Source organism: Azospirillum sp. UENF 111221, assembly GCF_058780625.1.
The window spans coordinates 1177037-1202436 of record NZ_JBSNCH010000005.1; the positions used below are offsets into that span (position 1 = coordinate 1177037).

At 68.1% G+C, this 25400-nt stretch carries 25 protein-coding genes and 2 pseudogenes; 26 read left to right on the forward strand and 1 reads right to left on the reverse strand.

Features of this window, described 5'->3' with window-relative positions; genetic code table 11:
- Window positions 1–219: 219 nt before the first annotated feature.
- The 16 genes and pseudogenes from nifA (at window position 220) to ACWPN3_RS20145 (ending at window position 12159) form a co-directional block, all read left to right on the forward strand.
- Window positions 220–2031: a nif-specific transcriptional activator NifA gene (nifA, locus tag ACWPN3_RS20070; protein WP_492261700.1), complete on the forward strand. Its 1812-nt coding sequence runs from the start codon at window positions 220–222 to the stop codon at window positions 2029–2031.
- Between the two features lie 123 nt (window positions 2032–2154).
- Entirely contained in the window at window positions 2155–3051 is an 897-nt protein-coding gene (locus ACWPN3_RS20075; RefSeq protein ID WP_492240921.1) for an adenylate/guanylate cyclase domain-containing protein, read from the forward strand.
- Window positions 3052–3235: 184 nt separating this feature from the next.
- Window positions 3236–4801, forward strand: a complete 1566-nt coding sequence (gene nifB / locus ACWPN3_RS20080; protein ID WP_492240922.1) for a nitrogenase cofactor biosynthesis protein NifB — start codon at window positions 3236–3238, stop codon at window positions 4799–4801.
- A 46-nt stretch (window positions 4802–4847) separates the two neighbouring features.
- Complete coding sequence (locus tag ACWPN3_RS20085) at window positions 4848–5039, forward strand: 4Fe-4S dicluster domain-containing protein (protein ID WP_014248512.1); 192 nt, start codon at window positions 4848–4850, stop codon at window positions 5037–5039.
- Window positions 5040–5091: 52 nt separating this feature from the next.
- Complete coding sequence (locus tag ACWPN3_RS20090; protein ID WP_492240923.1) at window positions 5092–5619, forward strand: hypothetical protein; 528 nt, start codon at window positions 5092–5094, stop codon at window positions 5617–5619.
- Window positions 5616–6440, forward strand: a complete 825-nt coding sequence (locus ACWPN3_RS20095) for a 4Fe4S-binding leucine-rich repeat protein (protein ID WP_492261701.1) — start codon at window positions 5616–5618, stop codon at window positions 6438–6440. Before ACWPN3_RS20090 ends, ACWPN3_RS20095 begins: the two co-directional genes overlap by 4 nt.
- A gap of 29 nt (window positions 6441–6469) precedes the next feature.
- Window positions 6470–6796: a nitrogen fixation protein NifZ gene (locus tag ACWPN3_RS20100; RefSeq protein ID WP_492240925.1), complete on the forward strand. Its 327-nt coding sequence runs from the start codon at window positions 6470–6472 to the stop codon at window positions 6794–6796.
- A gap of 58 nt (window positions 6797–6854) precedes the next feature.
- Entirely contained in the window at window positions 6855–7160 is a 306-nt protein-coding gene (locus tag ACWPN3_RS20105; RefSeq protein WP_492240926.1) for a nitrogen fixation protein NifZ, read from the forward strand.
- Window positions 7161–7234: 74 nt separating this feature from the next.
- Window positions 7235–7570 (forward strand): annotated as a pseudogene (locus ACWPN3_RS20110) (aminotransferase class V-fold PLP-dependent enzyme); the annotation flags it as partial.
- Between the two features lie 79 nt (window positions 7571–7649).
- Window positions 7650–7871 (forward strand): annotated as a pseudogene (locus ACWPN3_RS20115) (aminotransferase class V-fold PLP-dependent enzyme); the annotation flags it as partial.
- 73 nt (window positions 7872–7944) lie between these two features.
- Window positions 7945–8328, forward strand: a complete 384-nt coding sequence (locus ACWPN3_RS20120) for an aminotransferase class V-fold PLP-dependent enzyme (protein WP_492261702.1) — start codon at window positions 7945–7947, stop codon at window positions 8326–8328.
- Window positions 8329–8363: 35 nt separating this feature from the next.
- Window positions 8364–8573: a putative nitrogen fixation protein NifT gene (gene nifT, locus ACWPN3_RS20125; RefSeq protein WP_098739281.1), complete on the forward strand. Its 210-nt coding sequence runs from the start codon at window positions 8364–8366 to the stop codon at window positions 8571–8573.
- Window positions 8574–8578: 5 nt separating this feature from the next.
- A complete protein-coding gene (locus ACWPN3_RS20130) occupies window positions 8579–8863 on the forward strand; it encodes a hypothetical protein (protein WP_492240928.1) in 285 nt (94 codons plus the stop codon).
- Window positions 8864–10075, forward strand: a complete 1212-nt coding sequence (locus ACWPN3_RS20135) for a DegT/DnrJ/EryC1/StrS family aminotransferase (RefSeq protein ID WP_492240929.1) — start codon at window positions 8864–8866, stop codon at window positions 10073–10075.
- 23 nt (window positions 10076–10098) lie between these two features.
- Entirely contained in the window at window positions 10099–10986 is an 888-nt protein-coding gene (locus ACWPN3_RS20140) for an SIR2 family protein (RefSeq protein ID WP_492240930.1), read from the forward strand.
- A gap of 117 nt (window positions 10987–11103) precedes the next feature.
- Window positions 11104–12159: a lipid A deacylase LpxR family protein gene (locus ACWPN3_RS20145; protein ID WP_109096651.1), complete on the forward strand. Its 1056-nt coding sequence runs from the start codon at window positions 11104–11106 to the stop codon at window positions 12157–12159.
- Between the two features lie 4 nt (window positions 12160–12163).
- On the opposite strand, the gene ACWPN3_RS20150 is transcribed toward ACWPN3_RS20145, so the two are convergent.
- Window positions 12164–12808 carry a DUF4337 domain-containing protein gene (locus ACWPN3_RS20150; RefSeq protein ID WP_492240931.1) on the reverse strand — a complete coding sequence of 215 codons (645 nt, stop codon included), beginning with the start codon at window positions 12806–12808 and terminating at the stop codon, window positions 12164–12166.
- Between the two features lie 220 nt (window positions 12809–13028).
- On the opposite strand from ACWPN3_RS20150, the gene ACWPN3_RS20155 reads away from it, so the two are divergent.
- The 10 genes from ACWPN3_RS20155 to ACWPN3_RS20200 all read left to right on the forward strand — a co-directional run bounded on the left by ACWPN3_RS20155 (window position 13029) and on the right by ACWPN3_RS20200 (window position 25357).
- Entirely contained in the window at window positions 13029–13595 is a 567-nt protein-coding gene (locus ACWPN3_RS20155) for a septation protein A (protein ID WP_109047266.1), read from the forward strand.
- A gap of 119 nt (window positions 13596–13714) precedes the next feature.
- Entirely contained in the window at window positions 13715–14023 is a 309-nt protein-coding gene (locus ACWPN3_RS20160) for a twin-arginine translocase TatA/TatE family subunit (protein WP_109096649.1), read from the forward strand.
- 182 nt (window positions 14024–14205) lie between these two features.
- Window positions 14206–15318, forward strand: coding sequence for an SPOR domain-containing protein (locus tag ACWPN3_RS20165; RefSeq protein WP_492240932.1), 1113 nt, complete (start codon window positions 14206–14208; stop codon window positions 15316–15318).
- A 261-nt stretch (window positions 15319–15579) separates the two neighbouring features.
- Window positions 15580–15978 (forward strand): response regulator transcription factor, encoded by a 399-nt coding sequence (locus tag ACWPN3_RS20170; protein ID WP_109096647.1) that lies wholly within the window; start codon window positions 15580–15582, stop codon window positions 15976–15978.
- On the forward strand, window positions 15975–18227 hold the full coding sequence (locus ACWPN3_RS20175; RefSeq protein WP_492240933.1) for a 3'-5' exonuclease: 2253 nt from the start codon (window positions 15975–15977) through the stop codon (window positions 18225–18227). Before ACWPN3_RS20170 ends, ACWPN3_RS20175 begins: the two co-directional genes overlap by 4 nt.
- Window positions 18224–18448 (forward strand): hypothetical protein, encoded by a 225-nt coding sequence (locus ACWPN3_RS20180; protein WP_492240934.1) that lies wholly within the window; start codon window positions 18224–18226, stop codon window positions 18446–18448. The genes ACWPN3_RS20175 and ACWPN3_RS20180 overlap by 4 nt, the downstream gene beginning before the upstream one ends.
- A gap of 9 nt (window positions 18449–18457) precedes the next feature.
- Window positions 18458–21262, forward strand: coding sequence for an ATP-binding protein (locus ACWPN3_RS20185; RefSeq protein WP_492261703.1), 2805 nt, complete (start codon window positions 18458–18460; stop codon window positions 21260–21262).
- 264 nt (window positions 21263–21526) lie between these two features.
- Window positions 21527–23191: a PAS domain-containing sensor histidine kinase gene (locus ACWPN3_RS20190; protein ID WP_492240936.1), complete on the forward strand. Its 1665-nt coding sequence runs from the start codon at window positions 21527–21529 to the stop codon at window positions 23189–23191.
- A gap of 52 nt (window positions 23192–23243) precedes the next feature.
- The gene (locus ACWPN3_RS20195; RefSeq protein WP_492261704.1) at window positions 23244–24965 is read left to right on the forward strand and encodes a PAS-domain containing protein; all 1722 of its coding nucleotides are present in this window, start codon (window positions 23244–23246) and stop codon (window positions 24963–24965) included.
- Window positions 24962–25357 (forward strand): response regulator, encoded by a 396-nt coding sequence (locus tag ACWPN3_RS20200; protein WP_492261705.1) that lies wholly within the window; start codon window positions 24962–24964, stop codon window positions 25355–25357. Before ACWPN3_RS20195 ends, ACWPN3_RS20200 begins: the two co-directional genes overlap by 4 nt.
- Window positions 25358–25400: the final 43 nt, after the last annotated feature.

Below are 25400 nucleotides of genomic sequence, written 5' to 3' on the forward strand. Positions count from 1 at the left end.
CGGGGGGTACGGATCAAGGCGCTGACGCCGGGACCCGACGGCTTGCGATGGCTGGACCCTCCCGTCCGGCATTGGCCCGGGTCCCCAGCCGAGCGAGGGGATCGAACATGCCGAGTGCTGCCCAGTCCGCGTCATCCTCCAGCCTGGAGCTGCTGACGATCTACGAGGTCAGCAAGATCCTCGGGTCGTCGCTGGATTCTGGAACAGACCCTGCGCGAGGTGCTGCGGGCGCTGTCCTACCAGCTGCAGATGCATCGCGGCCGTGTCTATCTCCAGGGCGAGGACGGGGCCCTGCGCCTCGTCGCCGCGCAGGGCCTGCCCAAGGACTCGCCGGCGCAGGAGATCGACTACAACCAGGGTGAAGGCATCAGCGGCCGCATCCTGAAGACCGGCATGCCGGCGGTCGTGCCCAACCTCGCGGAGGAGCCGCTGTTCAACAACCGCTCCGGCGGGCGCGACGATCTGGACGAGCAGGTAGCGTCGCTGGTCGGCGTGCCGATCAAGGCGGCCGGCGCCGTCATCGGCGTGCTGACCATCGACCGCATCTCCGACGACGGCCCCAGCGGCCATTTCGGTTCCGATGTCCGTTTCCTGACCATGGTCGCCAACCTGATCGGCCAGACCGTCCGCCTGCACCGCACGGTGGCGGAAGAGCGGCGCTTCATGATGCGCGAGACCTTCCGCGTACAGAAGGAGTTGCGGCCGGTGGTGGCGCCGGTCAACGACGTGGTCTGCACCAGCCCCAACATGGTCGATGTGCTGGCCCAGGTGCACCGGGTGGCGCCCTTCAAGTCGACCGTTCTGATCCGCGGCGAGAGCGGCACCGGCAAGGAGCTGATCGCGCGCGCCATCCACAATCTGTCGCCGCGCAAGGACGCTCCCTTTATCCGCGTCAACTGCGCAGCATTGCCCGAATCGCTGCTGGAATCGGAGCTGTTCGGCCACGAGAAGGGATCCTTCACCGGCGCGCAGAAGGACCACAAGGGCCGGTTCGAGCTGGCCTCCGGCGGAACGCTGTTCCTGGACGAGATCGGCGACATCTCCTCCAACTTCCAGGCCAAGCTGCTGCGCGTGTTGCAGGAGCAGGAGTTCGAACGGGTCGGCGGGTCGAAGACGATCAAGACCGACGTGCGGCTGATCTGCGCCACCAACCTGAACCTCGAAGAGGCGGTCGGCCACGGCAAGTTCCGCGCCGATCTGTATTTCCGCATCAACGTGGTGACCATCCACCTGCCGCCGCTGCGCGAACGGCGCGGCGACATCGGCATGCTGGCCAAGCATTTCGTCGGCAAGTTCGGCCGCGACAACGGCCTCAACCTGGACATCGCCCCGGACGCGCTGGAGGTGCTGAACCGCTGCACCTGGCCCGGCAACGTCCGCGAGTTGGAAAACTGCATCGAGCGGGCGGCGACCCAGTGCCGCAACGGCACCATCCGCGTGCCCGACCTGTCCTGCAGCATGAATCTCTGCAACTCGTCGGTTCTGTTCCAGTACCGCACCATGGGCGCCGCCGTCGGCGGGCTGGCCCCGTCGATGAGCGGAACGCCGACCAATCCGTCGGTCGCTCCTCCCGCGCAGGGGCGTCCGCAGACGCCTGCCATGCCCCAGGGGGCGCCGCAAGGGATGCCGCCGGCAATGCCGGCCCCCGCCAACGGGGCGGCGCATGGAGCAGCCAACGGAGCGCCCAACGGAGCACAGTGGCCGGCCTGCGCATCGGGTTGCGGGGCGGGGCCGATGCCGGTCTGCGGCGCCTCGAAACCGCTGCCGCCTTCGGCCATCGTCCCCCTGCCCACCCCACAGCCGGCGGCATCCGTCCCGGCGGTCCCGTCCGCCCCGGCTCCGCAACCGGCCTCGGCCGGGCCCGACCTGCCGCTCGACGAACCGGAGTCGGGCCCGCTGCGCGACCGCCTGATCTGGGCGATGGAACGGACCGGCTGGGTCCAGGCCAAGGCCGCCCGGCTTCTGGGCATGACGACCCGTCAGGTGAGCTACGCGCTGCGCAAGTACAACATCGAGATCAAGCGGTTCTAGGTCCGGCAACCGGGGGGCCGGACATCCGTCCGGCGGCACCCCCGTCGCGCACCCTGCGGTTTCGTGTTACCCTGCCGGGCCTTCGATTCGATGGCGTGCTCCCCGGTCGAACGGATTTCCGTCTTGCCTTCGCTTGAGAAGCCCCTCGCCCTGCTGTTCGTCGACATCGCCGACAGCACGATGCTGTACGAGCGCGTCGGCAACGTCGCGGCGGCGGCGCTGACGCAGCGGGTGCTGACCCATCTGCGCCGATTGGTGGATGAGAATCGCGGTGGGGTCATCAAGAGCCTGGGCGATGGTCTGCTCGCCGCCTTCCCATTGCGCGACGACAGCGCCCGCACCGCCTGCGCGATGATCGGCATCGAGGGCCAGTACGGGCTGCGGTTGCGCATCGGCATCCATTTCGGTTCCGTGATCGAAGGGGTCGGCGACCTGTATGGCGACGCCTGCAACGTCGCCGCACGGGTGCAGCAGATCGCCCGGCCGGGCGAGATCCTGGCGACCCTGGCTCTGGTGGAGGGCTTGTCGCCCGACCTGCGCGGCCGGACCAAGCCGCTGAGCAACGTCGCGATGAAGGGCAAGACGGCACCGATCGCCGTCCACCAAATCCGCACCGGCGACGATGCCGAGGACGCCATCGACAGCACCACGCTCGGCTTCTCGCTGGTGTCGGAGGTCGGCCGCAGAATGGTGACGCTGCACCTCGCCTATCGCGGGCAGGACATCACGCTGAGCCAAGCCCTGCCGCGCGTCACCATCGGGCGGGAGGACAGCAGCGGCCTGCGCATCGCCTCGCGCCAGACCTCCCGCCAGCATGCGGTGGTCGACTTCACCCGCGAGAGCTTCCTGCTGACCGACCATTCCACCAACGGCACCTTCATCCGCAGCGGCGGGTCGCCGCCGCTGGTGCTACGCCGGGATGCGACCAAGCTGGTCGGCAGCGGCCTGATCGGCTTTGGGGCCGAGGTGCTGGACGAAGGGCAGGACCATGTCGTCGCCTTCCGCGCCGAGCTGCCCTGACCGGTTTGTCGGCACCCCGACAAAGCCCTCCGCCCACCCCGCCATTGTCGCAATGACGACAGCGTCCGCACCGCCGACAAATCCAGGCAAGCCTTTGTAATTCCATCGTTTCCTCTTTTGGCCCCGAACTTGCTTCTCATCGTTCCGTCCAACGGTGTCGTCCGGCACGGCAGGGAAGGAGTCGATGATGAGCAACGTGGTTTCGCTCGACAGCATCTTCGGGCTGGGGGAACTGGCCCCGCCGGCCGTGATGCCCGCAGCACCCGAGGCGGCGTCCGGCTGTTCGTCGTCGTCCTGCGGATCGTCGGACGGTCCGGCCGACATGGACCCGGCGGTGTGGGAGAAGGTGAAGAACCATCCCTGCTACTCGGAAGAGGCGCATCACTATTTCGCCCGCATGCATGTCGCGGTCGCCCCGGCCTGCAACATCCAATGCAACTACTGCAACCGCAAATACGATTGCTCGAACGAGAGCCGGCCGGGCGTGGTCTCCGAAAAGCTGACCCCCGATCAGGCGCTCAAGAAGATCCTCGCCGTCGCCCAGGAAATCCCGCAGCTGTCGGTGATCGGCATAGCTGGCCCCGGCGACAGCCTGGCCGCCGCCGGCAAGAACACCTTCGCCACCTTCGAGATGCTGCAGAAGAAGGCGCCGGACCTGAAGTTGTGCCTGTCCACCAACGGTCTGGCCCTGCCCGACCATGTGGACACCATCGCGCAGTACAACATCGACCACGTCACCATCACCATCAACATGGTCGATCCGGAGGTCGGCGCGCAGATCTACCCGTGGATTTTCTACAAGCACAAGCGCTGGACCGGGCTGGACGCCGCCAAGATCCTGCATGAGCAGCAGATGCTGGGGCTGGAGATGCTGACCTCGCTCGGCATCCTGGTGAAGGTGAACTCGGTCATGATCCCAGGGGTCAACGACGAGCACCTGCTGGAGGTGAACAAGGCGGTGAAGAGCCGCGGCGCCTTCCTGCACAACATCATGCCGCTGATCTCCGACCCCGCCCATGGGACGTATTTCGGCCTGAACGGCCAGCGCGGCCCGACCGCGCAGGAGCTGAAGGTGGTGCAGGACGCCTGCGAGGGCGGGGCCAAGCTGATGCGCCACTGCCGCCAGTGCCGTGCCGATGCCGTCGGCCTGCTGGGCGAGGACCGCGGCGAGGAATTCACCGCCGACAAGATCGAGGCGATGGGCTTCGTCGAGTATGACGACGAGGCCCGCCGCACCTACCGCGAGCATGTCGAATCCGAGCGCGCCGACCGCCACGCCTCGAAGGCCGCAGCCCAGGCCGATGTCCGCGACAGCGTCGGCACGACGGTCGATCCGATCCTGATCGCCGTCGCCACCAAGGGCGGCGAGCGCATCAACGAGCATTTCGGCCACGCCAGGGAATTCCAGATTTACGAGGTCGGACCGGCCGGCGCCAAGTTCGTCGGGCACCGCCGCGTCGACCAGTATTGCGAAGGCGGCTCCGGCGATGTCGACACGCTGGACGGTGTGCTGGCCGCCATCAACGACTGCACCGCGGTGTTCGTCGCCAAGATCGGCGGCTGCCCGTCCAAGTCGCTGGCCGATGCCGGGATCGAACCGGTCGACCGCTTTGCCTTCGACTACATCGAGGAATCTGCGCTGGCCTACTTCAAAGACTACGCCGAGCGGCTCGGCCAGGGCGTCGTCCAGTCCCGTGCCGGCCAGGATGCGGTGATCCGCACCGGGGCGCTGACCGCGCGCCGCGCCTGACACCCTTTCCCCCTCCACAGCCATCCCATCACCCAAGGAGAGAGCCATGGCCTACAAGATCAAGTCCGCCGAATGCACCGTCTGCGGCGCCTGCGAGGCCGAGTGCCCGAACATCGCCATCAGCCTGAAGAAGGGCACCTACGTCATCGATCCGGCCAAGTGCACCGAGTGCCAGGGCCAGTTCGACAGCCCGCAATGCGCCGCCGTCTGCCCGGCCGACTGCTGCGTCCCGGCGTGATGTGACTCCCCCTCTTCCCTGGGGGAGGGGGGAAACCCAGGAGCACCGCGCCATGCTGGACGAGGTGGATGAGGACTGGCTCGCCCGCCGCTACTACGGCGGGGATCTTCCGCCCGAGGCGGAACGCTGCCTGCATCTGGCCGCCGCCAGCTATGCCGACAGCGAAGCGGCGCTCGTCCATCTCGCCCGCGCGGCGGAGGTCGCCCCCGGCCATCGCCTCGTCGATCTCGGCCATTACAAGTTCCACTTCTACAAGGCCAACCTCGGTCCGGCGCTGGTCTATGGCGAGCGCATGCTCGGCCACGCGATGGCGGCACTCGGCGTCAACCATACGGACTGGCGCAGCATCACACCGGCCACCGCGGATTTCCGCGGGTTGGAGCCGGCGCCCCGCCTGTTCCTGTTCGCCCTGGTCGCCATCGGCTACCTGCTGCTGCGCACCGGGCGGCTCGACGCCGGGCGGGAGGCTCTGGGCAAGGTCCGCGACCTCGATCCCGACGACCGTTTCGGAGCCGCCCGCCTGATCGCCGTCGCCGACCGCCGCGAGCATGAGGACGAACTTGAGGAGGCCGGCGCATGACCGACGACATCCTCGAATCCCTGGACTGGCGCGGCGAACCGGTGGATTGCACCGCCTGCGCCCACCGCGACCGCCGGCTCGATCCGGCAACCACGGCCCTGCCGCCCAGCGGCAAGCTGCCCGGTCATTGCCTGCCGCTGAAGACCTGTGTCGAGGACCGCTACGCCAAGCGCATCCAGCGATTTTTCGAATGGAACCCGGATCTGTCGGCCGGCCATCTCGACCATCCGTATTTCGAGGTCCGGGCGAATGCGGCGCGTTTCGCCCCGATCTTCCAGCTTCCCCGGCTGATGGGCGATCCGGACGAAACGGTGCGCTCCGTCCTGGCCCGCCGCCTGCCGCGCCGGCTGCTGATGAAGCTGCGCGACGATCCCGACCGCGAGGTGCGGATCGCCGTCGCCACCCGGCTGGAGGACGCCGACCTCGCCCCGCTGATGCGCGATCCCGACTGTTCGGTCCGGCTCCGGGTGGTGCGGCGGATTCCAGACGGCATGCTGCCGGCGATGATGCATGACGAGGATCCGGAGGTTCGGGTGGAGGTCGCCCGCCGCCTCGCCATGGACTGGCTGCCCAGCCTCGCCTGGGATGACAGTCCGCGGGTTCGGCTGGTTGTGGCCCAGCGGCTGCCGCCGTCGAAGCTGCACGTGCTGCTGACGGATGCCGACTGGATGGTCCGCCTCGCCGTTGCCGGGCGGATCGATGCTGGACAGCTCGGCCCCCTGCTCGACGACCCGGAGGAGGAGGTGTGCGCCATCGCCCGCCAGCGCGCCGCCGGTCTCGCTGCAGGTTTCACGATCGCCAACGACCTCCCGCCCCTCTAGCGGCCCCTAACGGACGGAGCACCCGCGCCATGACCGACACCGAAGCAGCCGCACCATACCGCCGCGAACGCGCCCGCAGTGCCGAGGATGCCAATGAGCTGGTCGGCCCGCCGGTGCTGGAGCAGGGGTTCAAGGTGAAGGCCCTGCGCGACGTGCGCAACGACGGGACCTATCCCGGCCGGCCGGTCGGCGACTTCCTCATCCGCGAGGGCGATGTCGGCTATGTCATCTCCATCGGGACTTACCTGCAGATGTACTACATCTATGCCGTTGATTTCTTTGAGAAACGGGTCGTCGTCGGCATGCGCGCGCGCGAACTTCAGGTGATCGACGCCCACTGCAACGACCCCCAGTGAACCCAGCCCGGAAGCCCCAGGCCAAACCAGCCGGTCCCCACCGATAAGGAGCCTCGCGATGTCCGACGTCGAAGCCGCCGCCAAGCCCGGTTTCATTCCGCCGCGCGAACCGCTGTACGACTGGGGCCTGCGGGTCACGGTGCAGGAGGATTTGTTCAACGACGGCAGCCACCCGCAGGTGCCGGACGGCGCGCTGCTGGCGCCCAGGGGCACGCCCGGCACCATCGTCCGCGTCGGCCGCACCGAGGAAGGCAGCCTGCCGGTCTATCTGGTGGAGTTCCCCGGCGGCACCGTCGTCGGCTGCCTGGAAGAGGAAATCGCCCCGGCCGACGGGTCGCGGCGCGGCGTGCCCGGTGTGATGTGATGGGGGGCGATGCGATGACCGTCTACCTCGACAACAACGCCACCACCGCCCTGGCTGCGGAGGTGCGCGAGGCGATGCTGCCGCACCTGTTCGGCGAGTTCGCCAATCCGTCCAGCCCGCATTCCGCCGGCATGGCCGCCCGCCGCGCGGTCAGCGAGGCCAAGGCCCAGGTCGCCGCATTGATCGGCGCCAAGCCGGCCGATCTGGTGATGACCGGCAGCGCCACCGAGGCGACCCACGCCGCCATCCTGGGTGCCTTGCGCGTGATCGAGGAGGCCGACCACCGCCGCGACCACATCGTCACCACCGCGGTGGAGCATCCGGCAACGCTGGCCCTGTTCGACGACCTGCGCCAACGCGGCTGGCGCGTCACCATCCTGCCGGTGAACCGCGACGGCCTGCCCTCCCTGGTCGATCTCGCCGCCGCGGTGACGGAGGCGACGGCGCTGGTCTCCATGATGTGGGCGAACAACGAGAACCGGCGTGCTGATGCCGGTCGAAGGGGCGTCGGCCATCGCCCACGCCCATGGCGCGCTGTTCCACAGCGACGCGGTGCAGGCGGCGGGCCGGGTCCCGGTCGATTGCGGCATCGCCGACTACCTCACCCTGTCCGCCCACAAGATGCACGGGCCGAAGGGCGTCGGCGCGCTCTATGTCCGCAAGGGCGCCCCCTTCCATGCACTGATCCACGGCCATCAGGAGCGCCGCCGCCGCGGCGGAACCGAAAACGTGCCGGGCATCGTCGGCTTCGGCGCCGCCGCGTCGCTGGCCTCGCTCTGGTTGGATGAGGCGGATTCTGATCGCCTTCCTGCGCGACCGGCTGGAACAGGGCATCCTCGCCCGCTGGCCGGGTGCGGTTGTGAACGGCGCCGGTGCCGCCCGTCTGCCCAACACCAGCAACATCCGCTTCGCCGACGGGCGCGGTCATCCGGTGGACGCCGAAGAACTGCTGATGCGGCTCGACCGCGCCGGCATCGCCGTGTCGATGGGGGCCGCCTGCTCCTCCGGCGGCAACGAGCCGAGCCATGTGCTGACCGCCATGGGACTGAACGGCGCCGAGGCCGCTGCCAGCCTGCGCTTCTCGCTGAGCCGCTACACCACCGCGGCGGAGGTGGACGCCGTGCTGTCGGAACTGCCGGCCCTGCACGCCCGGTTGGTCGCAGCCTGAAAATATAATTAAAACAATAGGATGGAGTTTCGGTGATGAAGGTGATGATCCGCAAGGCGTCCGAACAGTACACGATCTACGTCGCCAAGAAGGACTTGGAGGAGCCCATCGTCGAGATGGAGAAGCCGGGCCTGTGGGGCGGCTGGGTCAAGGTCGCCAACGGCTGGACGCTCGATCTGCCGGAGATGCCGGCGGAAACCCGCCTGCCGATCACCGTGGAAGCCAAGAAGCGCGGAACGGAGTGACCCCCATGGCTCTGTCGCCTGAGCGCATCGACAGCATCGCCACCCTGGCCGGCAGACTGTTCGCCGGCGGCGGCAAGCTCGACGCCGTGGTCCGCAGCGTGCGCGAGGCCAACCCGGACCTTAAGACCGTCACCGGCGCCATGGCCGCGGTGATGGCGGAGGATCCCTTCCGGGAAGGGGCGGGCTTCGACCTGCATCTGGTGGACGGCAACAACCACTGCTGGCTCATCACCGACAAGCCGGAGCTTGCCACCGGCGTCGTGATCGCCCAACGGGACGAGGACGAGTGAATGAGCGAAGCCGCCGTAGCATGGGACCCCGCCGCCTCCGACGATGACGGAGTGGACGACTATATCCCGCTGACCGATCCGGACATCTCCGGTGCCGAGGTCGAGATGCTCGGCCGCCTGCTGTCCTCCGGGTCCTTGAGCGACGGGCGGATGGTGCGGGCGTTCGAGGACGGCTTCGCCGCCTATGTCGGCCGCGACCATGCGGTGGCGGTGTCCAGCGGCACCATGGCGACGCTGCTGATGCTGAAGGGCTATGGCATCGGCGAGGGGGACGAGGTGCTGTGCAGCCCGTTCGGCTGGCATCAGGTGCAGCATGCGGTGGCGCTGTCCGGCGCCACGCCGGTGCTGGTCGACATCGACTATTGGCAGCACACCATCAACCCGGAGAAGGCGGCGGCGCTGGTCACGCCGAAGACCCGGGCAATCCTGGCCGGCAACGTCAACGGCCACCCAGCCCATTGGGACGAGCTGCGGGCGCTTGCCGATGCCAAAGGGCTGATCCTGCTGGAGGATTCGACCGAGGCCGTCGGCTCGACCTACAAGGGGCAGATGGTCGGCACCTTCGGCGACGCGGCGGTCTTCGACTTTTCCGAACCCGGCATCCTGCTGGCCGGCGAGGGCGGGATGATCGTCACCGACGACCGCGACCTCGCCCACCGGCTGCGCTACATGCGCCGACGAGAGACGGAGCACCGCAACACCGTGGTCATCACCCGCACCCTGCCCTGGCAGGCGGGGATGAGCGACCTGAACGCCGCGCTCGCCCTGGTGCAGTTGAAGCGCCTGCCGGAGATCCTGACCCGCCGCAATCTGGTCATCGCCTACTACGACGCAGCCATGGCGAGCTTCGAGGGGATCAAGCCGCCCTATCGCGGACCGGGGGCCGAGGTGGTCAACCCGATGGTCTATTGCGTCCATCTCGGCACCCGCTTCAGCGCGTCGGGCCGCCGGTCGATCATCGAGGATCTGGACACCCACGACATCGACGCCAGCGACTACGGCCAGCCGCTGCACACCCAGCAATATTACATCGAAGCGCTGGGCGAAGATCGTGCCGGGCGCGGCGCCTGTCCGGTCTGCACCAAGACCGCCGACCGCGTGCTGGCCCTGCCGCTGCACCGCAAGATCACCCGCGACCAGGTCGCCTTCATCGTGGAAACGCTGAAGGACGCCAGCATCAACACCGGTGCCGGCGCCGCGATCTATCTGTGAAGCCCCGAAGGGAAGAGGCATCCATGACCGTCACCACGCTTGCACCCGATTCCGACTCCGTCACGGTCCCGGACGCCGCCGCGGCACTGGCCGACATCGCCGCGGCGCTTGCGGCGCGGCAGGTGGTGCCCTATCTCGGCCCCGGCGCCTTCGACCTGCTGCCGCCCGACCAGTGTCCGATCCCGCGCAACTCGGCGGAGTTGGTGCAGCGCCTGAACGCCAAGGTCGCCGCCCCCGGCCGCATCCGCGCCAGCCTGACCGCGGTCGCCCAGTTCATTGAGACGCGCAAGCACCGCAAGACGCTGGAGGCCATCCTCAACGACATCTTCCGCCAGACGGTGCCCGCCACACCGGTGCATGCCCTGCTGGCAGCGATCCCGGCCCCGCCGCTGCTGGTCGATGTCTGGTACGACAGCGTGCTGGACGGTCTGCTGAGCGCTGCCGCCGACCGGGCCTGGGGACAGATCCAGGGGGTGTCGCACCCGCAATCGACCGGCGAATGGGTGCGTTACTACGGCCCTGACGGTGCCGAAGCCTCCGCGGAGGCAGCGGCCGGCTGGGACACCGTGCTGTACAAGCCGTCGGGGGCAGCGACGCCGGCCGGCAACTACCTGATCTCCGACAGCGACTATGTCGAGATCCTGACGGAGATTGACATCCAGACCCCGATCCCGGCCATCGTCCAGGACCGCCGCGCCGGCCGTCATTTCCTATATCTGGGCTGCCGCTTCGACCAGGAGATCCAGCGCACCTTCGCCCGCCAGATCGCCAAGCGCTCCTCCGACAGCCACTGGGCGGTCATCCCCGGCGAGCTGTCGAAGAACGAGGCACGCTTCCTGGCGCTTCACGGGATCAAGCGCATCGACATGACGCTGGAGGAAGCGGTGGAGGGATTGCGGACGCGGGTGTGAGCATGCGGGGAGCATCCTCGACCCAGGCCCCGCCCCCTACCCCCAAAGAGGCCGCACCGCAGCGCAACACAGCTCCCCTCCATCCGTTATCTCGCGAAACGGATGGAGCGTGCGGGAATGGTGACGAAGAGCGGCCCCACTTTGGCCGCAGCATTTGCAACCCTGTTGCTGACTGCATCGGCAGCGATGTCGTCGGCCACCGCGCAGGAAACCACCCCTCCCCCCGGCGACGAACCGGCGACCTCCGGCCCGGCCATCGGGTTCTGGATCGACAACGACCTGTTCGGCGGCGGGACCGACCGCTATTACACGAACGGGTTCCAGTTCTATTACTTCTCCGGGGCCCGGCCGACCTACGGCAACATCGACTGGCTGGCCAACCTTGTGCCCTGGATCGAACCGGGCGGCGTGCGGCGCTACGGCTTCGCCTTCGGCCAGAACATCTACACGCCGAGCGACCTGACCGCCCGCAACCCAAACCCCAAGGACCGGCCCTATGCCGGTTGGCTCTATGGCCGCGTGTCGGTGCTGAACGAGGCGCCGCGGGCGGTAGACCGCATCGACCTCGACCTCGGCATGGTCGGTCCGGCTTCGCTGGCGGAGCAGACGCAGAAGACGGTCCACAAGATCGTCGACGGTGCCACCTATCCGGAGGGCTGGAACTACCAGCTGCGCGACGAGCCGGGTGTCGTGCTGAGCTATGAGCATGTCTGGCGCGACGAGAAGCCCAACAGTCTCGGCCCGCTGGAATGGGATTTCAGCCCCCATGTCGCCGCTAGTGTCGGCAACGTGCTGACCTTCGCCGCGACGGGGGCCACCGTCCGGCTCGGCGGAAACATGCCGCCGCCGGTCGGTGCGCTGGTGACGCGCCCGACCTCCAGCATCCCCTACCAGGACAATCCTTACTCCGAACGGCCGGGGCGCTTTTCCTGGTACGTCTATGCCAGCGCCGAGGGCCGGGCGGTGGCCCGCAATATCTTCCTGGACGGCAACAGCTTCCGCGAAAGCCGCTCGGTCGCCAAGCACCCGCTGGTCGGCAGCATGCAGGCCGGCCTGACCCTGCGCTACGGCCGCTACGGCCTGACCTACGCCCAGACCCTGCAGACGCCGGAGTTCCAAGGCCAGAAATCGCTGACCAACTACGGCTCCCTGCGTCTGTCGGCCCAGTTCTGAGGGATCAGAGGAAGGGCAGCGGCAGGATCAGGGTGAAGCCGTCCACCGCCATCAGCACGCCGGCCGCCGCCAAACCGCGGCTGGCCCACAGGATGAAGCCGCGGTTGGTGATGGCGAAGACCGATGCCAGCACGATGGCCAGTTGCAACATGCCCTCGGCGAAGTCGAAATAGGGGTCCTGCGCCGCGGCATGGTCGCGCCGCACCTCCGCCGCCTTGGCCTTGTTCAACAGATCCTTGCGGCTGTTCTTGCCCTCGTCAGCCTCCATCCGGTCAGCCGACTGGCGGTATTCGGTGGAGCGCTGCAAGGCTTTGGCCTGGGCATCGGCCGGCATGCCGGCGGACAGCAGTTCCAGTTCGTCGGCGGCCAAGCGCAGGCTGATCTGGCGCTGGGTCTTGGACTGGTAATAGGCGAAGCTGTCCGACGCCTCGATTGCGCTGGCCATCAGCTCCTTGCCTGCATTGGAACCGGCGACGCTGACGATGGCGAGCACCGCCGCCAGGACGGAGATGTAGATGGCGGTGGACATCTTCACCCCATGCCCGCCCTCGTCATTCTCTTCGGCATGGTGGTGTCCCGCGGGGCGGTGCATGGCCCGTTCCCGCTCATGGGCTTCGTCGATCAGGTCCTTCACCTCGGCGGCTTCCATGGTCCCCTGCCCTTCGTCCGGTCCCCCGCCGTTCGGCGGATGACGAAAGAGTTAGCGAAACACTCGACGCGAGAAAAGCCCCGCTCGCGTTCCGGCGTCGGGGACCGAGCGATGTCACCGCCACATTTTCCTTTTCACGGGCGGGTGTGGGCTCCCGAATGTCTCGTGCGTCAACATTCGCCCCTTTCATGGGCGACCGGTTCGGGCTATGTCAGGGACCATGAACCAGTTCGCACGCCTGGCGATCGAGGCCGGCCCGCTCGCCGCCTTCTTCGTTGCCAATTCACAGGCCGGCATCATGACCGGCACCGCGGTCTTCATGGTCGCCATCACCATCGCGCTCGCGGTGTCCTGGCGGCTGGAACGGCGCATCCCGATCATGCCGGTGGTCGGCGCCGGATTCGTGCTGCTGTTCGGCGGCCTGACTCTGTGGCTTCAGGACGACCTGTTCATCAAGATCAAGCCAACCCTGGTCAACCTGCTGTTCGCCATCGTCCTGTTCGTCGCCCACATGACGCGGCGCAACGTGATGAAGCGCCTGCTGGGCACGGTTCTGAACCTTTCGGACGACGGGTGGCGAACGCTGGGCATTCGCTGGGCGTGGTTCTTCCTGCTGCTGGCCGTGCTCAACGAGGTGGTGTGGCGGAACTTCGCCACCGACACGTGGGTCAATTTCAAGGTGTTCGGCATCATGCCGCTGACCCTGCTGTTCAGCGCTTTCCAGGCACCGCTGATCATGCGCCACCAGCTGCCGGATGAGCCGGCGGAAAGCGGCCCGGCAGCCTGACGGCACCAGCTTTGTCACGACTCCCGGCCTTGCCCCTCTTGTGCGGCGCGGAAGGGGCACTCACATTGGTGGCGACCGCGACGACATCCATTCCGACCGTTTTTCAGAGGTATTGATCGATGGGCAGTTTCAGCATCTGGCACTGGTTGATCGTTCTGGTCATCGTGCTTCTCCTGTTCGGCGCCGGCAAGCTGCCCAACGTGATGGGCGACATCGCCAAGGGCGTGAAGGCCTTCAAGGCCGGACTGAAGGACGAGGACGAGGCCCAGCCGCCTGCCGCGACCACCACCGCCCAGACGCCGGCCCAGGCTCCTCCGGCCGCGATCAACCCGGCCCCGGCACAGCCGGCCGCACCTCAGCCGGCGCCGACCGCCACCACCACGACCACCGCCCAGCCGGTCGATCCGACCCGGCCGCATCAGGGCTGAGGTCTCTTCTTTTGTGCCGCCCGACTGCCGGGCGCGACCGCATGGCGGTTTGAAGGGGCGGCAAAATACGATAAAGAGAAGGGGCTTTCCGCAGCCGGTCCGTGTTCCGCGGTCCCGGCGCCCGGAAGGCCCCTTTTTCTGCTTTCAGCCGGCCCGCCATGACGGGCAAGCGCAGGTCGACCGTGACGCTCAAGCCACCGTACCGGCAGGCTCCAACCCTGACGACACCGACTTTCAAGGACGAGATGAAGGCCAACGGCAAACCTTCCGACACTCCGCCGCCGGAGAACGAGGACATCGCCAAGCTGCTTCGCGCCTTGAACGAAGATCTGCGGGCCGACCCGCAGGATGACGACGTGGAGTATGAGGAGGAGGAGCCGGCAGCCCGCAGCCGCCTGCCGCTGGGCAAGATCGCGATGGCCCTGGTCGCTGCCGGCGGCATTGCCGTCGGCGTGGTCTATTTCGGCTCGGGCGATCCGGCGCCGGTGACGACGGCCGCCAACAGCGGGGCGCCGATGGTGCCGGCCCCCGCCATCACCCGCGCCCCTGCCAACCAGACGCCTGCTAACCCGGCACCCGGCGCCGCGTCGAACGCGACCGGAAGCCTGCCGACACCTGCCACCACCCCGACGCCCACCACCTCGCCGACCGCCGCGACGCAGGCTCCTCCGGTGCAGTCCGCGCCGGCACAGACGCCCGCCGCCGCCCCGCCGCCGCCGGTCGCCGCTTTGCCAACCAGCCCGCCCCCGGTCCTGAAAGTGCCGGAGCCACCGTCCGTCCCGGCCACCGCCCCCGCCGCGGCTCCGAAGCCGCGCGCTGCGGCCCCGATGGAAAGCGCTCCCGCGGTCCAGAAGCCGGAGTCGCCGAAGCAGGACGCTCCGGCGGACACCGGATCGTTGCAGGCGATGCTGGCGCCGCCCAAGGAGCCGGCAAAGCGTCCGCCCGCCGCGACACCGGCGGCCCCCGCCACCCCGCCCGCCGCGTCGCCCGGCAACGGCGAGCCCAAGCAGGCCGCCAAGGCCGCCGCTCCGCCCACCCCTGCCGCCCAGGCGCCGGCCGGACGCTACACCGTGCAGGTCGGCAGCTTCTCGGTGACGGGGAACGCCGATTCGCTGGTCCAGCGGCTTCAGGGCAACGGGTTCCAGGCCTACACGGTGGACTGGACCGACGGTTCGAACCGGTCCTGGCGCGCGGTGCGCGTCGGCGGCTACCCCGATCCGGCCGCCGCCAAGCGGGAGGCCGAGCAGTTGAAATCGAAGATGGGGCTCAACCCCGTCGTCGTGTCGACGCGCTGATCCCGGGCCGGCGACGGGCGCCGGCCGGTTTTTGCCCCTGCGACATCGTGTCATTGAAACGAAAGCCCGGCGGCGACATTTGGTCGCGGTCGGGCTTTTTCTTTCCGGCTTCACCCCGTTCTTTGGTCGGGGGAGCCGGGAGTGCCGCTTGATCCCCGCTTGTCTTTGCTCGTACCATGGACATTCCAGGGCACGAATGCATTGCCCCGGCCGCAAATTGGGAAGCCGGCATAAGACCGGCGCACCGGAGGACGCCCCGCCATGAAGCCGACCATCCTGGTTGTCGACGACGAGCCCAGCATCGTCCTGTCGCTCCAGGTTCTCATGCAGCGCGCCGGGTTCGACGTGCGCATCGCCCGCGACGGGGACGAAGCGCTGCGCTCGGTGGAGACCTTCACCCCCGACCTGATCCTGCTCGACGCGATGATGCCGAAGCGCGACGGCTTCGACGTCTGCCAGACCCTGCGGACCAACCCGGCCTGGAAGACGCTGCCGATCATCATGCTGACGGCGCGAAGCCGCGACGTCGAACGGCAGAAGGGGCTGGCGCTGGGCGCCACCGACTACATCACCAAGCCCTTCTCCACCCGCGACCTGCTGACCACCGTCCGCCGCCATCTGGGCCTGACCGCGACCGGCAGCGCGGAGCCGGCACCATGACCGCCCCGGCACTGGATGGACCATGCCCGGACCGGAAGAGCGGCGGCGTTCCTCCGCCCGCCCGCCTGCCCCGCCGAATGATCCCGCTGGCCTTCCGCGCCGTCGGCATCGGTCTGGTGGTGGTGGCGGTCGGGCTGGCGGCGGCGGTGCGCGGGTCGGACGCATCGGACCCGTTGCTGACCTACGCCGTGGTCATGACGGCGGCTTGCGCCGCCGCGGTTTGGGGGCTGTGGCTGGCGGTCGACCGCTATCTGCTGCGCGCCGCGGAGACCCTGAGCCGCGAGGCTGGGCTGATCGCCCACGGCAATGCCGAGGCGGCGGTCGGCGGCCGGGTGCCGCTGGCCCGCTATGGCGACCTGCTGCCCATCGCCCGCGCGGTGAACGATCTGTCGGACAAGATGGCCCAGGTCCGCCGCGACATCGCCCGCACCGTCGCCGACTCCACCGCCAAGGCGGAAGAACAGAAGACGCAGCTCGCCGCCGTGCTGCGCGATCTGCACGAAGGTGTCCTGGTCTGCAACACCCGGCACCAGATCCTGCTCTACAACCAGACCGCCCTCGACATCCTGCATCTGACGGGCGAGCTTGGGCTGGGCCGCTCGCTGCTGCACTTCGTGGTCGCGGAGCCGGTGACCCACACGCTGGAGCGGTTGACCCTGCGGGTGCGCGAGGGACGGCACGTCAACCACGAGCATGGGACCACCGCCCAGTTCGTCGGCGCCACCACCGACGGCCGCATCCTGCTGGAAGGGCGGATGAGTGCCATCCTGCAGGATCCCGACCCGGCGTCGGACGAGCCGCCGACCATAACCGGCCCTGTCATAACCGGCTACGTTCTGACCCTGTCAGACGCCACCAGCGAACTGGCGGCGCTGGGCCAGCGCGACTCCCTGCTGCGCGAGGCGACGGAAGGGTTCCGTGCGCCCATCGCCAATCTGCGGGCGGCGGTGGAGACGCTGTACGACGCACCCGACCTCGGACCCGGCGAGCGCGCCGCCTTCGAAAGCGCGATGCTGGACTCCTGCGACAGCCTGTCGCAAAGGCTGGAGCGGGTGACCAACGCCTACCGCAATGTCGTCACCGGCAGCTGGCCGATGAGCGACATCCATTCCAACAACCTGATCACCCTTGTCGCCCACCGGGTGGGGGCCGAGTCCGCGACCACGGTGACGCTGACCGGTCTGCCGCAATGGGTGCATGGCGACAGCCACAGCCTCGTCCTGCTGTTCGCCTATCTGATCGGGCGGGTGCAGGCGCTGACCGGCGCCACCGCCTTCGATCTTGAGGCTGCCGGCCCGCAGGACGGCGACCGCTGGGTCTATCTCGACCTCGTCTGGCAGGGGCCGCCTGTGTCCAGCGCCACGCTGGACGGCTGGCTGGACCAGACCCTGCCCGACGGTCTGGGCGGCCTCAGCGCCGGCGACGTCTTGCAGCACCACCGCAGCACCGCCTGGAGCGAGCCGCTGTCCACCGACAGCGCCCCAGATACCGCCCGCGATACCGCCCGCGCCCGGTTGCGCGTGCCGTTGCCGCCGGCGCAGTCGCCGCGCACCGTCCAGCCGCGGCCGAAGGCCGGCGCCCGGCCGGAATTCTTCGATTTCGGGCTGCTGCACCAACCGCTGGCGACCAGCGAGCTTGGCCGCACGCCGCTGGACCGGTTGCATTACGTGGTGTTCGACACCGAGACCACCGGCTTGTCGCCCAGCACCGGCGACGAGATCATCCAGATCGCCGCCGTCCGCGTCGTCGGCGGGCGCATCCTGACCGGCGAGACCTTCAACACGCTGGTCGATCCGAAACGGCCGATCCCGCCGGAATCGGTCCCCTTCCACGGCATCACCGACGGGATGGTGGCGGGCAAGCCGACCATCGACGCCGTGCTGCCGCAGTTCCGCGGTTTCGTTTCCGGTGCGGTGCTGGTGGCGCACAATGCCGCCTTCGACCTGAAATTCCTGAAGATGAAAGAACGGGCGGCCGGGGTGGCCTTCGACTGTCCGGTTCTCGACACCATGCTGCTGTCGCGCATGCTGCTGGGCAATGACGGCGACCACACGCTGGACGGCATCGCCGAACGGCTGGGCATCGAGGTGGTGGACCGCCACACCGCGCTGGGCGACAGCTTGGTCACCGCCGCGGTGTTCCTACGGATGATCGAGATGTTGCGCGAGCGCGAGGTGCGGACGCTGGACGATGCCATCCGCGGGGCCAACATTCTGGTCGAACTTGCCGCACGGGAGCGCGCCTTTTGAGCGCGCCCGAGCCGATGCCGGGCCATGAGCCGGGCTCCGCCCGGTACCGCGACCGGATGATCGGCCTGTTCCTGCTGGCGGCCGCCCTGTTCAGCCCACCGCTTCTCGGCCTGTTCAGTGTGAAGGGAACGATCCTGAGGGTGCCGATACTGTATGGCTGGGTCTTCGGCATCTGGGCGGCGGTGATCGCGCTGGCGGCACTCGCCGGCCGGGCACGCTAGGAGGGCGGCATGGAGGCCGGGCTGGATTGGGCTGCCGTCCTGATCGCCGCGCTGGTCTATCTCTCCGCCCTGTTCGCCATCGCCCATTGGGCCGACCGGCGGGAAGCGGCGGGGCGTAGCGTCATCGCCTCGCCCACCGTCTTCGCCCTGTCGCTCGGGGTCTATTGTACCACCTGGACCTTCTACGGGTCGGTCGGGCGGGCGGCGACACTGGGCATCGGGTTCCTGCCGGTCTATCTCGGCCCTACCCTGCTGATGCTGCTGGCGCCGCTGCTGTTGCGCAAGATCCTGCGCATCGCTAAGGCGCAGCGCATCACCTCCATCGCCGACTTCCTCGCCAGCCGCTACGGCCACAGCCCCTTGCTGGGCGGTCTGGTGGCATTGACAGCCACGGTGGGTGTAACCCCCTACATCGCTTTGCAGCTCAAGGCGGTCGCCGTCAGCTTCGACGCGCTGACCGGTGGCGGGCTGGGCGCACCCACCGAGCCATTCCTCGACCAGGGTTTTCTCATAGCGGCGGTGATGGCGCTGTTCGCCATCGTCTTCGGTGCCCGCCAGATCGACGCGGCGGAGCATCATCCGGGCATGGTCGCCGCCATCGCGCTCGAATCGCTGGTGAAGCTGGTCGCCTTCCTGGCGGTCGGCATCTTCGTGGTCTGGGGCCTGCACGGCGGGCTAGACAGCCTGTTCGCCGCAGCGGCCGCCCGCCCGGACCTCGCCCGCCTGATGGGCAGCGAGGCGGCGCTTGGGCATGCCGCGTCCGGCGGCGGTCCATGGGGCGCCTGGGTCGCCACCACCATCCTGTCCGCCGCGGCGATGCTGTGCCTGCCGCGCCAGTTCCAGGTGATGGTCATCGAATCGACGGACGAACGCCATCTCGACAGGGCGATCTGGCTGTTCCCGCTCTATCTCCTGCTGATCAACCTGTTCGTTTTGCCGGTGACGCTGTCCGGCCTGCTGACGTTCGGCGGAGGGATGGACCCGGATCTGTTCATGGTCGCCCTCCCCCTGAACGGCGGTGCGGGTTGGCTGGCGCTGCTGGCCTTCCTGGGCGGGCTGTCGGCGGCGGCGGGGATGATCGTGGTCGAGACGGTGGCGCTGTCCACCATGCTGTGCAACGACCTGGTGATGCCGATCCTGCTGCGCACCCGGCCGCGGGCGCTGGCACGCTCAGCCGATCTGGCACCGCTCCTCCTGGCGGTGCGGCGCATCGCCATCGTGGCGATCCTGCTGTTCGGCTACGGCTATTTCCGGCTGGCGGGCTCGGCCTACGCTCTGGTGTCGATCGGGCTGATTTCCTTCGCCGCGGTGGCACAGTTCGCCCCGGCACTGATCGGCGGCCTTTACTGGCGGGGAGCGACCCGGCGTGGCGCCATCGGTGGCGTGGCGGCGGGCGCGCTGGTCTGGGCCTATACCCTGCTGCTGCCCAGCTTCGCGCGTTCGGGCTGGTTGCCGTCCGGCTTCATCACCGAGGGGCCGTGGGGAATCGCCGCCCTGCGGCCTTACGCGCTGTTCGGGCTCGAAGGTTGGGACTCGCTGGCCCATTCGCTGTTCTGGACCGCGCTCGCCAACATCGGCGCCTATGTCGGCCTGTCGCTGTTCGACCGGCAGGGTGCGGCGGAGCGGGTGCAGGCCACGGCGTTCGTCGATGTCTTCCACTCCGCCCCGGATGTCGCGACACCACGGCGGGAGGCGCCGCCGGACTGGCGCAGTGCGGCCAGCGTCGGCGATCTCACCCGCGTGGTCGCCCGCTTCCTCGGTCCACAGCGTGCCGGGCGTGCCTTCGACGGCGCCGATCCGGACGAGCCGGCCGGACCGGACCGGCTGCGGCTGGCCGAACGGCTGCTGGCCGGCGCCATCGGCGGAGCATCGGCCCGCGTCGCCCTGGCCTCCTCCGTCTCGGCAGGTGCCGTGGAGGCGGCGGAGCTTCTGCGCATGCTGGACGAGACCAGCGACGTCATCGCCCACAGCCGCGCGCTGGAACGCAAGACGGCGGAACTGGAACGAGCCACCGACGCGCTGCGCGCCGCCAACGAGCGGCTGACCGAGCTGGACCGGCTGAAGGACGACTTCCTGTCCACCGTCACCCACGAACTGCGCACGCCGCTGACCTCGATCCGGGCGCTGAGCGAGATCCTGCACGACGACCCCGAGCTGGACTCCGAGCAGCGGCAGGAATTCCTGGCCGTCATCATCAAGGAGAGCGAGCGGCTGACCCGCCTGATCAACCAGGTGCTGGACATGGCGAAGATCGAGGCCGGTGCGCTGGACTGGCGAATTGGGACCATCGATGCCGGACAGGCCTTGGCGGAGGCGGTCGCCGCCACGGAGGCGCTGTTCCGCGAGCGCGGCATCGCCCTGTCGGTCGACATCCCGGAACGGCTGCCACCGGTGCGCGGCGATGTGGACCGGGTGATCCAGGTCGTGGTCAATCTGCTGTCCAACGCCGCCAAATTCACCCCACCCGGCGGCCGGACCCAGCTGGTCGCCCGGCTGGCGGACGGGGTCCTGCGGGTGGCGGTGATCGACAGCGGCCCCGGCGTGCCGGCGAAGGACCGTGACCTGGTGTTCGACCGCTTCCGCCAATCCGGCGACGCGCTGACCGGCAAGCCGGCCGGCACCGGGCTGGGGCTGGCCATCGCCAAGCGGATCGTCGAGCATCTGGGCGGCCGGATCGGGGTGGAGGACGCGCGGGACGGACCGGTCGCCGAGTTTGCCACCGGGGCGTCGTTCTGGTTCACTTTGCCGCTGGCGGTTTCCCCGTCCGGCCAGGGCGCCGGAGAGCCGCCGGTCATGATTCGAAAGATTGATTAGACTCTAATCGTTTACAATCGTCTGGCCGTGCTGCAATCCCGTGCTATCCTTTCCGGCATGTACGTTCCATATGGATCAGGGGATTTCCGCTTGCGGTCCGGCCCAGCCATGCGCCCATGGCGGCATACAACCGATGGGGTGCCATACGCCACGGCCCTTCCCGTTCGGGCGATGCACGCTTATGGTGGGGCCCACGGATCGGCGTATGACGCGGCTCCGACGGAACGGCCCGCCTGTCCGGCGGGTTGGCGGTAGGAAGGCGGGATGGGCAAGATACTGGTTGTCGACGACGAGCGGGACGTCCAAACGCTGATCTTGCAGCGCTTCCGCCGCGCCGTCCGGACCGGCGAACTGGAATTCCTGTTCGCCCATGACGGGCAGGAGGCGCTGGCGACCCTGCGCGCCCGGCCCGACATCGACATGGTGCTGAGCGACATCAACATGCCCGGCATGGACGGGCTGACCCTGCTGGATCATCTGCCGCAGGTGAATTCCGACATCCGCGCCGTCATGGTGTCGGCCTATGGCGACCTTGGCAACGTGCGCGCGGCGATGAACCGCGGCGCCTTCGACTTCATCATCAAGCCCATCGACTTCGCCGATCTGGAAGCCACCATCCACAAGACGCTGGAGGCCTGTCAGTCCGTGCGCCGCCTGCGCGACGCGCTTCAGGAAACCCGCACGGCGGAGGCGGCGTCGCGCGCCCAGGCCGCCCGCATGCGCCGGGTCCTGGACGGCAGCCCGATCGGTGTCGCCATCATCACCGAAGCCGGCGATCTGGTCTATTGCAACCAGCGCTGCACCGACCTGTTCGGCGTCCCCGCCGACACGCTCCAGCACCATTGCGCCCCCACCCTGTTCCGCCATGTCCAGGAACGGCTGCCGAACCGGGCATCCGGGATGGACGCCTTATCGGTTTCGGACGAGATCCATTACGTGCGCGAAGACGGGCGCACGGTGTGGATGGCGATGTCCGTCGATCGCACCAGCTACGAGAACCAGCCGGTCTTCATCGTCTGGCTCTACGACATCACCGAACGCAAGGTTCAGGCGGAAGCGCTGCGCCGGGCCAAGGATTCGGCCGAGCAGGCGCTCGCCGACCTGGAGCGCATGCAGTCCGACCTGATCCGGGCGGAGAAGATGGCGGTGATCGCCCAGCTGATCGCCGCGGTCGCGCACGAGATCAACACCCCCGTCGGCATCGCCCTGACCGCCGCCACCCATTTGCAGACGGCGTCGGAGGGGATCATCATGACCTTCAACGGCGGACAGCTGCGCAAGAGCGACTTCCAGGATTATGTCGGCACCGCCAGCGAGGTCTCCACCCTGCTGGTCGCCAACATCGAACGCGCCGCCGCCCTGATCCAGAGCCTGAAGCTGGTGACGGAGGGCAAGGCCAGTTCGCCGCGCAGCCGTGTCGGCCTGCGCGACTACCTGTCGGACATCGTGCTGGCGGTGCAGGTGCAGCCGGCCGCCGCCGGGCATGAGCTGGTGCTGGAATGTCCGGACGGGCTGGCGCTCGACACCTATCCCGGTGCGCTGACCGAGGTGCTGCTGGCCCTGCTGACCAACGCCTTCGCCCATGCCTTCGAGGCGGCGCCCGTCCCCGTCGGCTTCGGTGCGAGCGAGAGCGAGCAGCCGGAGGACAGCATCCGCCGTCCGGGACAGGTCACGGTTTCGGTCCGGATGATGGGCGACGAGCGGGTGGAGCTGCGCGTGTCCGACAACGGCCGGGGCATCCCCGCCGACATCCAGCCGCGGTTGTTCCAGCCCTTCACCACCACCCGCCGCGGCGCCGGCAGCATGGGGTTGGGGCTGTATGCCGTGTTCAATCTCGTCACCGGCAAGCTTGGCGGGGAGATCGATATCGACAGCGAGGTCGGCCGCGGAACCTGTGTGATCCTGCGGCTGCCACTGGACGCCCCCTGACCCTTCCGGATCAGTGACAGAGCCCTGCGGACGACATCTTCGGGACCCACTCATGGACGACAAAGCCGATCTGCTGCGAGCCCTGCCCCCGCTGTCGTCCTACTCCCCGGAGGAGTCGGTCGTGGCCTCGCTGGACCGGGCGCAGAACTATCACGACCAGCTGGTCGCGGCGATGCCGGGCCTGATCGTCCACCGGGACGGCGTGATCCTTCATTGCAGCGGCACGCTTGCCCGCCTGCTGGGCTACGAATTGGTCGGGGAGGTGATGGCCCTGTCCGACATCATGGCGCTGATCCCGGAGGACGCCCGGCTGGCGGAGCGCAACGCCTATGCCCACTGCCAGCAGGGCCCGATCCAGCCGCTGGCCCGCCGCATCAAGCGCCACCGGGCCGACACCAGCATCCAGTGGTTCGACCAGCTGCTCGAACCGGTGGACTGGGGCGGCGCGCCCGCGGTGATGGAGATGCTGACCCAGATGCGCCCCCAGGCGGCCAATGCCGAGATCCCGCATCAGGGGCAACTGTTGCAGGCGGCCATCGACGCCATGCCCAACGGCGTGCTGATGCTGGATCGCAGCTTGCGGCTGGAGGGCGCTAACAGCGAGTATTTCCGGCTGTGGGACTATCCCCCCGGCATGTTCCCTCCCGGCACCCCGGTTGCCGAGACCCTCCATTACAACCACCGGCGCGGCGATTACGGCGATGTCCCCTGCGAGGAGACGGTGGCGGAGCTGTGCACCCGCTTCCTGGTCAAGGGCGTCATCAATTCCGAACGCCAGGTTCCCTCGAACGGCCGCATCCTGGACATCCGCACGGCTCCCCGGGCGGACGGCGGCTATGTGATCACCCACCACGACATCACCGACCGCAAGCGCATCGAGGATGAGCTTCGCCAAGCCAAGGAGCGGGCCGAGGCAATCCTGAAGGAGCTGCGCGAGACCCAGCAGCAGCTGATCGTCCAGGAGAAGATGGCCTCGCTCGGCCAGCTGACCGCCGGCATCGCCCACGAGCTGAAAAACCCGCTGAACTTCGTCAACAACTTCGCCGAGCTGTCGGGCGAACTGCTGGACGAGCTGCTGGAACTGCTGGAGCCGCTGAACGACCATCTGGAGGGAGCGACCCGCACCGACGTGGATGAACTGGTCGACAGCCTGCAAAGCAACCTGCGCAAGATCGCCGACCATGGCCGGCGCGCCGACAACATCGTCAAGAGCATGCTGGCCCATTCTCGCGGCGGCGGCGGCGAATGGCAAACCACCGACCTGAACGCCTTGGTGGAAGAGGCCGTGGCCCTGTCCTACCACGCCGTGCGCGCCCAGGACCGCAGCTTCAACGCGACTCTGGACTGCCGATTCGACGCGGCGGTGGGTGAAGTGAAGCTGGTTCCACAGGACATCTCGCGTGTGCTGGTTAATTTGTTCACGAACAGCTTTTACGCGGTCCGCAAAAAACAGCTGACCTGCGGCGATCCTGCCTACGTACCGGCACTGACAATAACAACCGAAACGAGAGGAGGGGACGTTTCCATAAGAATTCGCGACAATGGCATCGGCATGACTACCGCAGTGATCGAAAAGCTTTTCACTCCGTTTTTCACCACGAAGCCTACCGGAGAAGGAACGGGCTTAGGACTTTCACTCAGCTATGACATCGTGGTACATCAACACAGGGGCCGTTTCGACGTATCCAGCATCGAAAACGAGCATGCCGAGTTTACGATCACGCTGCCACGAACCGTGACGGCCATGTCGCTAGGGGAGCGCCGAAAGACATGACCCTGGGAATCCTCGTCGTCGATGACGAACCGGATATCGAGGATTCGTTTCGCCAGCGTTTTCGCGCAGAATTGCGCCGTGGTGAACTGGTGCTTCATTTCGCCGCGTCTGGCGAAGAGGCACTCAAAAGCTTGAACACCGGCCTGCAACCGGAAGCTGTTCTTGTCCTCAGCGATATCAATATGCCTGGGATGAGTGGACTCGACTTCCTGCGGTGTCTTCGTGCGGAAGCACCGCATGTTCCGGTGATCATGGTCACCGCCTATGGCGACTCCGAAAACCGCCGCCGCGCCTTGGACATCGGTGCGACCGAACTGGTGACCAAGCCCGTCGATTTCGTTGCCCTGAAGAAGCTGGTCCAGAGCGTCATCGTCCAGAAGACGGCCGCTTAACGCCCAGCCCCGCTCCCGGCGACCCCGGAGCCGACCCCCGCCG

Bases quoted from the DNA above. Each gene is read 5' to 3' on its own strand.
- ACWPN3_RS20175 (WP_492240933.1), top strand. From the start codon at position 15,975: ATGACCGCCCCGGCACTGGATGGACCATGCCCGGACCGGAAGAGCGGC.
- ACWPN3_RS20155 (WP_109047266.1), top strand. From the start codon at position 13,029: ATGAACCAGTTCGCACGCCTGGCGATCGAGGCCGGCCCGCTCGCCGCC.
- ACWPN3_RS20195 (WP_492261704.1), top strand. From the start codon at position 23,244: ATGGACGACAAAGCCGATCTGCTGCGAGCCCTGCCCCCGCTGTCGTCC.
- ACWPN3_RS20135 (WP_492240929.1), top strand. From the start codon at position 8,864: ATGAGCGAAGCCGCCGTAGCATGGGACCCCGCCGCCTCCGACGATGAC.
- nifB (WP_492240922.1), top strand. From the start codon at position 3,236: ATGATGAGCAACGTGGTTTCGCTCGACAGCATCTTCGGGCTGGGGGAA.
- ACWPN3_RS20190 (WP_492240936.1), top strand. From the start codon at position 21,527: ATGGGCAAGATACTGGTTGTCGACGACGAGCGGGACGTCCAAACGCTG.
- ACWPN3_RS20200 (WP_492261705.1), top strand. From the start codon at position 24,962: ATGACCCTGGGAATCCTCGTCGTCGATGACGAACCGGATATCGAGGAT.
- ACWPN3_RS20100 (WP_492240925.1), top strand. From the start codon at position 6,470: ATGACCGACACCGAAGCAGCCGCACCATACCGCCGCGAACGCGCCCGC.
- ACWPN3_RS20185 (WP_492261703.1), top strand. From the start codon at position 18,458: ATGGAGGCCGGGCTGGATTGGGCTGCCGTCCTGATCGCCGCGCTGGTC.
- ACWPN3_RS20145 (WP_109096651.1), top strand. From the start codon at position 11,104: ATGGTGACGAAGAGCGGCCCCACTTTGGCCGCAGCATTTGCAACCCTG.
- ACWPN3_RS20105 (WP_492240926.1), top strand. From the start codon at position 6,855: ATGTCCGACGTCGAAGCCGCCGCCAAGCCCGGTTTCATTCCGCCGCGC.
- ACWPN3_RS20090 (WP_492240923.1), top strand. From the start codon at position 5,092: ATGCTGGACGAGGTGGATGAGGACTGGCTCGCCCGCCGCTACTACGGC.
- ACWPN3_RS20095 (WP_492261701.1), top strand. From the start codon at position 5,616: ATGACCGACGACATCCTCGAATCCCTGGACTGGCGCGGCGAACCGGTG.
- ACWPN3_RS20120 (WP_492261702.1), top strand. From the start codon at position 7,945: ATGAGGCGGATTCTGATCGCCTTCCTGCGCGACCGGCTGGAACAGGGC.
- ACWPN3_RS20130 (WP_492240928.1), top strand. From the start codon at position 8,579: ATGGCTCTGTCGCCTGAGCGCATCGACAGCATCGCCACCCTGGCCGGC.
- ACWPN3_RS20160 (WP_109096649.1), top strand. From the start codon at position 13,715: ATGGGCAGTTTCAGCATCTGGCACTGGTTGATCGTTCTGGTCATCGTG.
- ACWPN3_RS20150 (WP_492240931.1), bottom strand. From the start codon at position 12,808: ATGGAAGCCGCCGAGGTGAAGGACCTGATCGACGAAGCCCATGAGCGG.
- ACWPN3_RS20085 (WP_014248512.1), top strand. From the start codon at position 4,848: ATGGCCTACAAGATCAAGTCCGCCGAATGCACCGTCTGCGGCGCCTGC.
- ACWPN3_RS20170 (WP_109096647.1), top strand. From the start codon at position 15,580: ATGAAGCCGACCATCCTGGTTGTCGACGACGAGCCCAGCATCGTCCTG.
- nifT (WP_098739281.1), top strand. From the start codon at position 8,364: ATGAAGGTGATGATCCGCAAGGCGTCCGAACAGTACACGATCTACGTC.
- ACWPN3_RS20140 (WP_492240930.1), top strand. From the start codon at position 10,099: ATGACCGTCACCACGCTTGCACCCGATTCCGACTCCGTCACGGTCCCG.